Source organism: Sphingobium phenoxybenzoativorans (assembly GCF_001757355.1).
Lineage (GTDB): Bacteria > Pseudomonadota > Alphaproteobacteria > Sphingomonadales > Sphingomonadaceae > Sphingobium > Sphingobium phenoxybenzoativorans.
In genome coordinates, this window is record NZ_MINO01000100.1 from 1 (window position 1) to 10184 (window position 10184).

Consider the following 10184-nt stretch of genomic DNA (forward strand, 5'->3'; position numbering starts at 1 on the left):
GCGATTGTCGAGGGTGGCGAGCGCAGGCACGAGCCGCGTCTGCGGATCAAGCGCCGGCGACACGAAGGTCACGCGGGCGGTCGCCTGACGGCCTGCCGCCTTCACCAGCACCGTATTGCCGGGACGCACCCGGCCCGCATCCTCGGGCTTGAGATTAAGCGCGATCGACACCTGGCTCAGGTTGGCGATGCGATAGAGTTCGGCATCCGCCGCGACCGTTTGTCCCAGCGTCACGGGGCGCGCAATGATCTGGCCCGAGATCGGCGCGGCAATGCCGAGCCGGTTGAGCCCGCCGCCGCCGACACCCGCCGCCGAAACCATGCTCTGCGCCTGCGTCAGGGCGATCCGCGCCTCCGTCGCCGCTGTGCGGGCGGCGATCAGATCCTGTTCAGGGGAGACTCTCTGCGCGAACAGCCGCTGTTCGCGCGCGAGGTTCGAATTAGCGAGCTGAAGCCGCGCCCGCGCCGCCTCGACCTCGCCCTTGATCTGCGCCGCCTCGCGGCTTTCGATGACCGCAATGGTCTGGCCGCGTCCGACCGATTGGCCGAGGTTACGGGTGAGCGCGACCACGCGTCCCGCAATTGCGGCCGAGACGACCTGCGTTCCCTGTGGGTCGCCCTCGATGATCGCGGGCAGCTCGATCGTCCCGGCCCCGCCGATGATCGGCCGTCCGACCTGGACGCCCGCTGTGGCGATCTGGTCGGCACCCAATGTGACGACGCCTTCACCGGCATGACCGCCTTCAGCACCGCCCTTTTCCGTGCCCGCTGCCGTCTCATTGGCAGCTGCGCCTTCGGCAGTTGCCTCGTTTCCGCCATCCTTGCCGCCGCAGGCAGCCAAGAGCAGGGCGAGCGACGCCGCGCCCGCGAGATAAAAGCTCTTCATCACTGATTCCCCCCATTGGGCGCACGAGCGGTCAGTCGCTCCACTTGCGCGCGGGCATTCTGGTAATTGGCAAGCGCGTCGATCGCGGCGACCCGCGTTTCGGCGAGCGTGCGTTCAGCATCGAGCAATTCGAGCTGGCCGAACTTGCCCTCGCGATAGCCGATCCGCGCGATGCGGGCGGCCTCCTGTGCAGCCGCCAGCGCCGGCCCCGACGCCGCACGAGCCGTCGTTGCGGCATTGGCCGCCTGCGCCTGCGCGTCCGTGATCGCCTGTTCGATGTCGAGCGCGGTCACGCGGCGCTGCGCATCCGCCTGGGTCCGCTGCGCGGTCGCCTGCGCAATCGCGGCGCGACCATTGTTGAACACCGGGATCGGGATCGACACGCTGAACACCGCCGCCATGTCGTTGGTCGCTTCCAGGCGGCGGATCGACGGCCCGACGTTCAGGTCAGGCACGCGATTGGCGCGCGCGAGCCGCACGCCGGCTTCGGCAATGGAGAAATCCGCGTTGGCTGCCGCCAGCGCGAGTGTGCCGGTCGTGTTGACCGGTGCCAACGGCCCATAGACGTTCACATCGGGAAGGCGATCGAGCAGCGTGTCATCGAGCAGGCCGTCGATCGGCCGTCCGATCCGACGCGCCAGATTGGCGCGGGCCGCCTCGGCCAAGCGAAGCTGCCGCTCCACATTGGCGTCGGCATTGATACGCGCGACATCCGCGCGCTGTTGCTCGAGTGGCGATGCCCGCCCTGCCTGCACGCGAACGCTCGCGGCCCGCAGCGCATCGCTGGCGATCCGGGCCTGATCGCGGGCTGTCATTACCCGGCGATCGGCCGCGACCGCTTCGACATAGAGCTGCGTTACCTGAAGCCGGACATCCGCCGCGATGATCGCGGCCTGGATCTCGGCCCGGGACAATTGCGCATTGGCGACCGCGACGCGGGCGCCGCGCTTGCCGCCTAGCTCGATCGGGATCGCAAAGCCGACCGTGGTTTCCGCGCTGCGGACCCCCCGATACGGCCCGGAGCCGATGACATTCTCGACTTGGCCTTGAACCACCGGATTGGGCCGCAAGCCGGCGACTGTGCGACCTGCACGGGCCGCGTCGATTCCAGCTGTCGCCGCTTCCGCAGCAGGGGCCGAACCGCCCGCTGCACTGACCGCTTGGTCAAGCGTGTAGACCGGCGCATCCTGCGCAACAGGCGCGGACGGTCCGACCTGCGCCTGCGCCATCGTGGCGCAAGACGCTGCGGCCAGCATGGCCGCGAGGATACGATTCATGAAAATAGGACTCCTGACGATGATCGACAGGGGCGCGCCAACGCACGCCCAAATCGGACGTCAGGCTTGGGGGGGCCTCAAATGGACCATGCCGGTGCGGCCGTCGAGCGACGCAGAGGCGGAGATTGTCGGCTTGGGCACTGTGAGGACGGGGGTATATTCCATCGTCGTGCGCGCAGGCGCGCCGACGTCGTGTCCGTGACAATAATTGTGATGATGCGGGACATTCTTGTCCGAGTCCGATGGCACCTGATCGATGTCACCGGCGGTATGGACCGTGAACTCAACGCCCGCGATGCTTCCCCCCGCCAGATCGGCGGCATGGGCCATGCCGGAGAAGCTGGTCAGGACCAGCATCAGGCATGTCAGGAAAGGCAAAAAGGCTCGCACTAGCTTGCCTCTATCACGGAAGGGTTTTCATGTCATTGCACTAATTCGAACCAAGGGTCACTGAGCCGGAACCCGAGCGGGATCGGTCGCGCCCGTTCCAGGCGAACCCGACCGCAATGGCGACCGCCATCAGGAGTTGCGCCAGCACCGATTGCCAAGTGGGAAACACGCCGAGCATCGACAGCCGTGGCACGTCCGCGAGCGGTGCGATGTTGATAAGGCCGGCTTCCTGGAGCGCGGCGACGCCTTTACCCGCCAGCACGACGGTCAGGACCGCCATGAGCCAGGAGCTATAGCGGAAGAACTGCGCGATCGGCAGCTTGCGACTGTAGCGAAGCATGGCCCAAGCGATCAGGCTGAGCAGTCCAATCGCCGACCCGGCCCCCGCGAGAAGCATCCCGTTGTCACCTTGCGCCGAAAGCGCGGCATAGAACAGGATCGTCTCGAAGACCTCGCGATAAACTACGACGAACGCCAGCCCGAACAGGAACCAGCCCGACCCGCCCGAGAGCGCCCGCGACATCTTCTCGCGAATATAGCGCTGCCACTGATCGGCCTGCGCCTTGCCGTGCATCCAAATCCCGACCGAGAGCAGCACGACCGCGGCGAACAGCGAGCCAAACCCTTCCGTCAGCTCCCGGCTCGCACCGCTGATCCCGATCGCATAGGTGGCGACCGCCCAGGTGATCCCGCCCGCGATGATCGCGCTGACCCAGCCGCCATGCACGTACCGCAGCGCCTCGCCGCGCTCGGCTTTACGCAGGAACGCGATCATGGCGACAACGATGAGCAGGGCTTCGAGCCCTTCACGCAGCAGGATCGTGAACGCGCCCAGGAACGTGGACGCTTCGGTGGCGGCATCAGGCGCGAGCGCCGCTTCCGCATCGTCGAAAAGGCCGCCCAGTACTGCGACCTTCTCCGCGAGATCATCGGGCGACGCGCCCCGGTCGATCGAGGCGCGGAACTCCCCCATCGCGCCCTCGATTCGACCCATCAGCGTCGCGTCGCGCGCGGTGAGTGTTGGCTCGATCGGCTCGAACCCATCGAGATAGGCCGACAGCGCCAGCTCTTTCGCCATGCGCGCATCGCCGCGCCGCGCAGCCGCCACGCTTTCGGCGAGTTTGGCGCGGGCGACCGCGAGCGAGCCGGGAGCCTGTTGTATCACCTGTTCGGGATGACGACGCAGGAACGCGAGCACTGGGTCAGCCTTGGCGTCGCCGATCGCCGCGCCGAGCGCGGCCGGGGTGAGCGCGACCAGGGTTTTCAGGTCCGGAATGCGCCGGCGAAGGGTCGGGTCGGATTTCCAAAGCCGCTCGCCTTCGCGCGCCTGCGCATCCGTGAAGGCGAAGCTCCCGGCTCGGAATGCTAACGCCCAGCGCTGATCGTTGGGCAGATCGGCAAAGCTCTGCATCGCGGTCCCGTCGATGCCTTGCGTCACCACCTGATAGAGCGCGAACACGCTGCGCTGGCGCGCGCGCTCGGCATCGGTGAAAGCAATCGGGGGCGTAGCGAGCTTGGCGGCGTCAGGGCCACGGCCGTTGCCCGTCATCCCGTGGCAGGACGCGCAGGATTGTCGGAACAGTGCATCGCTGGAGACGAGGTTCGGAGCCTTATCGGGCGCGAGCGGCACCGGGTAGGCGCGCAACAGATCGGCCGCGAGCCCGTGCGCCAATGTTGCCACCTGTTCAGTCGGTCCCTTTTCCGCGATCACCGCCTGGAGGTTGGCAGCCCGCTGGATGAGGGCTTGACGCTCCGGCTTCGCCGGCAGGCCCTGAAGCCGTGTCGAGACCGACGCGGCGAACTCCGTCATCTCGGCATATTCCGACGTGCTCTTGATCCGACCGTTGGCGACCGCGCCGCCATAATCGACGGCCATATAGTCGAGCAGCCGCCATGCGGTTTGCACGTCGCCGGGTTCGGCGATTGCCGCAGCAGGGATCAGCAGCGCCGCGAGCGCGGAGAGCAGCCGCAACGAGAGCATTGCCCGGATCAACGCGAGCAGACGCACTACCGCTCTCCCAATTCGCGCCGAGCGCCAGTGACGATTTCATAAGCGGAGTGGAGGAACAGGAGGGCGATGAGGCCGGCGACGGCGAGGTCCGGCCAGGCGCTTCCTGTCCACGCCACCAGACCGGCCGCGGCGATCACCGCCACGTTGGCGAGCGCGTCGTTGCGGCTGAACAGCCAGATCGCGCGAACATTGGCGTCCCCTTCCCGGAAACGCGCAAGCACCAAGGCGGACACGACATTGATCGCGAGCGCGACAACGCCGATTGTGCCCATCAGTTCGGCATCGGGCGCGGTTGCGTTCAGGGCGCGCCAAATCGCGAAACCGATTACGCCCACGCCAAGCGCACCGAGAAACAACCCCTGCGTCAGCGCGACCTTTGCCCTCGCCCGTGCGGACCAGGCAAGCGCGAGAAGACCGATAAGGCTGATCGACCCGTCCCCGAGAAAATCGAGGGAATCCGCTTTCAGCGCTTGGCTATCGGCGATGAACCCGCCGAACAGCTCGGCGACTCCGAAGCCGAGGTTGAGCACCACGACGGTCAGCAGCGCACGGCGATAGGCCGGATCGGTTTGCGCGCGCGCGGGCTCCCCGTGGCACCCGCAGCTTTCGGTAGAAGCATTCATGCGGCCTTCCTTACCACCTCCAGTCGCTGTAGAAGCAAGCGAAATGTGCGACACGTTCGCATAAGCAAGGATGGCATGATGAAGCCGGTGATGATTGGGCAGCTCGCCAGCGAGACCTCGACGAAGGTGACGACGATCCGCTTTTATGAGTCGATCGGGTTGCTCCGATCCGCCCCTCGCACGGCGTCGGGTCGCAGAACCTACGATGCCAGTGACATTGAGCGTTTGCACTTCATCCGCAACGGTCGCCGGCTTGGCTTCTCCGTCGACGAGATCCGTTCGTTGATGGGGCTGGCGCAGAACCCGGACCAGGATTGTGGTGCCGCCTCAGCTATCGCTGCTCAGCACCTCAAGGATGTGGAGGAGAGACTGGCGCAACTCGCGGTGTTGCGGGATGAGTTGGCAATGCTCAGCCAGAGCTGCACCAAGGCGCGCATGGCCGATTGTCGGATCATGAAGGCGATCGGCAAAGGCCACCCTCAAGCCGATCAATAATAATCGGCCAGCCTGAGCTCGCGCACATCACCCGAGGCCATCGTCAGCTTTACGAGGGTGCCAGCAGGCCGGGAGCGCACTTGCCAGAGCTCCCCACGCGTATAGTTCGCATCGATCGAATGGCCGTTCACCGCCACGATCCGGTCGCCGACCGCCCAGCCAGCCTTTTCCGCGGGACTGTTCGCCGCCACATGAACAACGGTGAGCGCCGTTGGTGAGGCTGCGAGGCCAAGGCCGCTACGGTCCTTCAGCATCGGCAGGCGACGACGAGGACCGAGTGGCCGGAGCCACACGAATCCGGCGGTCACGTCGAACACCACGTCGAATTGAGCGATCAGCGGTAGGCCGACATTGCCAACCGTGCTGGTGGAGAGCCAAGCTCTCATCCCGAGTGTGGGGACGTTCGAGACGCCAAGCCCTTCGATGTTGATGTTCTGGATCGTGAAAGCATCGTTGATACGCACACCATCGACGCCGCCGATCGCCGCGGTCGAGACGAGCTTCCCGTTCAACAGCCCTTGATCGCGGGCATAGGCCGACGAGAGCATCAGCGCGGCCGAGCTGCCAAGATCGATCATCAAGGGCACGGGAGGCAAACCCGAGACGGAAGCTCGAATGAACAGCTCCTGCTTGGCACCGCGCCCGAGCGCGACAGCGCGCCAGTCGGGACCGGCGAGAAACGTGCCTGACTTGACGACCGCCATACGCCTTTTCGCGAAATCGAGCGCGATGCAGCTACCCGTGAACATATCGGCACCGAGGAGGATATCGATCGGTCGTCCGAAGGCCGCCGACACTGAACTCAGATCACCAACGACGGCAAAGGGTAAGCGACGGGTTTCGCGGGCGAGCTGTACGTCGATGTCGCGGACCAGCAGCACCGGGGCCTTGGCGCTCAGCCGCTAATCATGCGCCGCTCACCATCGTTCAAGCCGAGCTTCGCCGCGAGCGCCGTGCTCATGATCGACGCGCCGCTGCCACTGTCGAGCACCGCCCGCACCGGCACTCCGCGCACTTGTGCCGAAACAAGGAGGGTATCACCCGTGCCGACTTCCAGCGGCTCCCATTCGAGGTGAGCCGCACCGAAGTTCCACGAGCCCGCAGACCGGGAAGTCTGTCGCGCGAGCGTTGGAGAACCGAGCACCAAGCCGGTTCCACAGGCCACCAGCCGCGCCACTAATGAGCGTCGAGACATACCGATTGCTTCAACACGGGCCGTCAAAAAGCCACCTCCAGCCCCCCGTCCGCAGGAGAGCAAATTGCGGTTACATGCTCCAGCCACTGGAGGAGCAAGTGCTTTTGGTGCGCCCGAAAATCCTCAGAAGCGCTTGGAGAACTTTAGATGAAGGATGGTGCAGACCGCTTAGATGCCTTCCCGATAACGAACGGTTCCGGGGGACGCTGGGCCGATCGGGACCGCGAACGGTGTAAACGCTCGCGCTAAGTGGCGGCATTCTGATCGCGCTATTTGTCGGCGAGCGTCGCTACGCGGCTACCGGCTTGGTCTCGGCCGATCGCACATAGGCGTAGAGTTTTGGCTTGGAGATGCCGAGCATCGAGCAAATCTTGGCGATCGGCATCGTGTTCTCGTGGTAGAGCCTGACGGGCAGGTCGCGCTTGTCCTTGCCGAGTGCGGCCGGCCGGCCACCCTTCTTGCCGCGAGCGCGGGCTGCGGTGAGACCGGCCTGGGTCCGCTCGCGGATCAGGTTGCGCTCGAACTCCGCCAATGCCCCGAACAGGTGGAAGGTAAGCTTGCCCGACGTGGTGGTCGTGTCGATCGCCTCGTGCAGGCTCAGCAGCCCGACCTTTTCCTCGTCGAGGTAGGTCATCCATCCGATCAGATCACGGAGCGAGCGGCCGAGCCTGTCGAGGCGCCAGACCACCAGTGTGTCGCCGGCGCGAAGCAGCTCCTTCACCTTTTCCAATCCAGGGCGAGCGGCAGTCGCCCCGGAGGCCTTGTCGGTGATGACCTTCTCGCAGCCGGCAGCCTTCAGCGCATCACGCTGGAGGTCCAGGTTCTGCTCGGCGGTCGATACGCGGGCGTAACCGATTTTCATGCGTAGGGCCGGTGGCGCCCCGATCGGGCGCGGTTTGGGAAGAAAGTCGTCATCGGCAGGTCTATGTTGCCCTAGTTTTCTTTACCGGGTAGATTTACGTCGAACAGGCCGGTTTGGCAACGCGAGCGGACTCGCATGGCGATGGGCAGGCAAATCTCCGTTTTCCTTACCTGCGACACGGACCGTCGGCGGTGACGCATCCGGCGCTTGTCCCGCCGCTGGCGATCGAGCGCTACCGCGTCCTTGAACCGCACCTCGCCGATGGCATCCCGCTCGCGGACCTCGCCCGCACCGGCACGCTGAGCGAGCGGACGTTGCAGCGCTGGCTCGGGCGCTACCGTGCCGAAGGACTTGCCGGTCTCGCGCGTCTGCCGCGCAACGATCGGGGCAGGCTGCACCTGCCGGAACATCTGGTCGAACTGACCCGCACTCTCGCCACCAAGCGCCCGCGACCCCTGGTCGCCGCCATTCACCGAAAGGTGCAGGAACTCGCCATCGCGCATGGACACCGAACCCCCAGCTATGCGGCCGTCGCGCGTGTCGTCAGGGCGATACCGGCAAGCCAGATCGCCGCAGCCTCCGATCCGGCCGTCTACCGCGACCAGCACGAGCTAGTGCATCGGCGCGAAGCCGCGACCTCGAACGAGATGTGGCAGGCCGATCATACCGTTCTCGACATTCTCGTGCTCGATGATGCCGGAACCCCGGTGCGTCCTTGGCTGACCGTCATCGTTGACGATCACAGCCGAGCCATCGCCGGTTACTTCCTCAGCCTCGATGCCCCCAGTGCCCTCAACACGGCGCTCGCCTTGCGGCAGGCGATCTGGCGCAAGCCCAATCCCGAATGGATCGTCAGCGGCATTCCCGAACAGCTTTACGTCGACAACGGCTCGGATTTCATCTCCGAGCATATCGAGCAGGCGTGCATCGCCCTCAAAATCCGCCTCATCCATTCGCTGCCGGGGCGTCCTCGCGGGCGCGGCAAGATCGAGCGGCTGTTCCGCACCATCAACGACATGTTCCTGCCCGACCTGCCCGGCCACCTGATCGCGGGCAAGCCGCTGTCGGCGCCAGTGCTCACGCTCGACGAGCTGCGCGCCCGCTTCGAGGCGTTCGTGTGCGGCGTCTATCATCGTCGCCCGCATGGCAGCACCGGCGAACCGCCGATCACGCGCTGGCAGAAGGGCGGGTTCCTGCCCGCAATGCCCGACAGCCTTGAACAGCTCGACATGCTGCTCGTGCACGTGCCCAAGCCCCGTAAAGTGCTGCGCGACGGCATCCGTCTGATGGGCAGGCGCTATGTCGAACCCACGCTCGCGGCCTTCGTCGGCGAGCAGGTCGAGGCGGTCTATGACCCCCGCGACCTGACCGAGATCCACGTCTACCACCAGGGCCGGTTCGTCTGCCGTGCGCTCAGCTCCGAGCACGCTGGGCACCCGTCGTTGCGCGCGATCCAGCGCGCCCGGCGCGGCTCGAAGGAGCGCGACAAGCAGGTGCCTGCCCCCACGGAGACCTTCGATGGCGACCAAGAGGATACGGCTTCCCGGCCCACCACCTACCGAGGGCTCCGGCTCTACGCCGCTGACGATTGAGTTCCTGGTCGAGCAGCCGTTCCTGGCGACCCGCGAACATGCCCGGTTCGTCGAGTTTGCCGAAGCCTGCGCGCACTACCGCTATATCGGCGTGTGTCATGGCCGGCCGGGCGTCGGAAAGACGCGATCGGCGCGCGAGTTTTCCAGCTTCCCCGACCTGGGGGAATATGCCGCGCTCCGTCCCATTGCCGCGCTCCTTGGCGAAAAGGTCGCTCGCTGCCGCGCCGTCTTCTACACCGTGTCGGTCAGCAACACGCCCAAGACGATCGACGCGGTGTTGGGCCTCAACCTCATTAAGCTGGGCTATGCCCGGCTGACGGTCGCGGGCGGCTCGCAGGACGAAATCACCCATGACGCCGCCCGCATCGCCTGCCCCCTCGTCATCGTCGACGAGGCCGACCGCCTGACCATAAAGTCGCTCGAACATCTCCGCGACATGGCCGATCGCCACGGCTTCGGGCTGATCCTGATGGGTATGCCGGGCTTGGAGAAGCGCCTCGCCCGCTATGCCCAGCTCTACTCGCGGATCGGCTTCGTCCACGAGTTCAAACCGCTTACCGAGACCGAAATGCGGCTGCTGCTCGCGACCCACGCCGGCGATTTCGGGATCAGCTTCGACCCGGCCCAACTCGACGCGATCGAAGCGCAGGCAGCCGTGATCCGCATCACGCGCGGCAACTTCCGGCTCATGGAGCGCCTGTTCGCGCAGATGCGGCGGATCATGACCCTCAACCGCGTCGAGGAGGTCACCGCTGACATCGTTCAGGCCGCGCGCGATTGCCTCGTCATCGGACCCGGCAACTGACAAATAGCGCGATCAGAACGCCGCCATTTAGCGCGAGCGTTTACACAGG

At 65.8% G+C, this 10184-nt stretch carries 9 protein-coding genes and 1 pseudogene; 3 read left to right on the forward strand and 7 right to left on the reverse strand.

The window, feature by feature from the left end:
* The 5 genes from BHQ40_RS22600 to BHQ40_RS22620 all read right to left on the reverse strand — a co-directional run.
* Window positions 1–885, reverse strand: an 885-nt coding sequence (locus BHQ40_RS22600; protein ID WP_070158023.1) for an efflux RND transporter periplasmic adaptor subunit, incomplete at its 3' end; no start/stop codon positions are given.
* A complete protein-coding gene (locus BHQ40_RS22605) occupies window positions 885–2162 on the reverse strand; it encodes a TolC family protein (RefSeq protein WP_013039111.1) in 1278 nt (425 codons plus the stop codon). The genes BHQ40_RS22605 and BHQ40_RS22600, both read right to left, overlap by 1 nt.
* Window positions 2163–2222: 60 nt before the next feature.
* Window positions 2223–2519 carry a hypothetical protein gene (locus BHQ40_RS22610; protein WP_007406840.1) on the reverse strand — a complete coding sequence of 99 codons (297 nt, stop codon included), beginning with the start codon at window positions 2517–2519 and terminating at the stop codon, window positions 2223–2225.
* 73 nt (window positions 2520–2592) lie between these two features.
* Window positions 2593–4560 carry a cytochrome c/FTR1 family iron permease gene (locus BHQ40_RS22615; protein ID WP_004212871.1) on the reverse strand — a complete coding sequence of 656 codons (1968 nt, stop codon included), beginning with the start codon at window positions 4558–4560 and terminating at the stop codon, window positions 2593–2595.
* Window positions 4560–5186, reverse strand: a complete 627-nt coding sequence (locus BHQ40_RS22620) for a cation efflux transmembrane domain-containing protein (protein WP_004212870.1) — start codon at window positions 5184–5186, stop codon at window positions 4560–4562. The genes BHQ40_RS22615 and BHQ40_RS22620 overlap by 1 nt, the downstream gene beginning before the upstream one ends.
* A gap of 78 nt (window positions 5187–5264) precedes the next feature.
* Here BHQ40_RS22620 and BHQ40_RS22625 point away from each other — a divergent pair, with 78 nt between their 5' ends.
* Window positions 5265–5681, forward strand: coding sequence for a MerR family transcriptional regulator (locus BHQ40_RS22625; RefSeq protein ID WP_004212867.1), 417 nt, complete (start codon window positions 5265–5267; stop codon window positions 5679–5681).
* On the opposite strand, the pseudogene BHQ40_RS22630 reads toward BHQ40_RS22625, so the two are convergent.
* Window positions 5675–6687 (reverse strand): annotated as a pseudogene (locus BHQ40_RS22630) (aspartyl protease family protein). The gene BHQ40_RS22625 and the pseudogene BHQ40_RS22630 overlap by 7 nt on opposite strands.
* Window positions 6688–7165: 478 nt before the next feature.
* The gene (locus BHQ40_RS22635; RefSeq protein WP_009824027.1) at window positions 7166–7738 is read right to left on the reverse strand and encodes a recombinase family protein; all 573 of its coding nucleotides are present in this window, start codon (window positions 7736–7738) and stop codon (window positions 7166–7168) included.
* 191 nt (window positions 7739–7929) lie between these two features.
* Between BHQ40_RS22635 and BHQ40_RS22640 the strand changes: the two genes are divergently transcribed.
* Entirely contained in the window at window positions 7930–9330 is a 1401-nt protein-coding gene (locus BHQ40_RS22640; protein ID WP_070158024.1) for a TnsB C-terminal domain-containing protein, read from the forward strand.
* On the forward strand, window positions 9257–10135 hold the full coding sequence (locus BHQ40_RS25410) for an AAA family ATPase (RefSeq protein ID WP_009824028.1): 879 nt from the start codon (window positions 9257–9259) through the stop codon (window positions 10133–10135). The genes BHQ40_RS22640 and BHQ40_RS25410 overlap by 74 nt, the downstream gene beginning before the upstream one ends.
* Window positions 10136–10184 lie beyond the last annotated feature (49 nt).

Bases quoted from the DNA above. Each gene is read 5' to 3' on its own strand.
- BHQ40_RS22610 (WP_007406840.1), bottom strand. From the start codon at position 2,519: ATGCTGGTCCTGACCAGCTTCTCCGGCATGGCCCATGCCGCCGATCTG.
- BHQ40_RS25410 (WP_009824028.1), top strand. From the start codon at position 9,257: ATGGCGACCAAGAGGATACGGCTTCCCGGCCCACCACCTACCGAGGGC.
- BHQ40_RS22635 (WP_009824027.1), bottom strand. From the start codon at position 7,738: ATGAAAATCGGTTACGCCCGCGTATCGACCGCCGAGCAGAACCTGGAC.
- BHQ40_RS22620 (WP_004212870.1), bottom strand. From the start codon at position 5,186: ATGAATGCTTCTACCGAAAGCTGCGGGTGCCACGGGGAGCCCGCGCGC.
- BHQ40_RS22625 (WP_004212867.1), top strand. From the start codon at position 5,265: ATGAAGCCGGTGATGATTGGGCAGCTCGCCAGCGAGACCTCGACGAAG.
- BHQ40_RS22605 (WP_013039111.1), bottom strand. From the start codon at position 2,162: ATGAATCGTATCCTCGCGGCCATGCTGGCCGCAGCGTCTTGCGCCACG.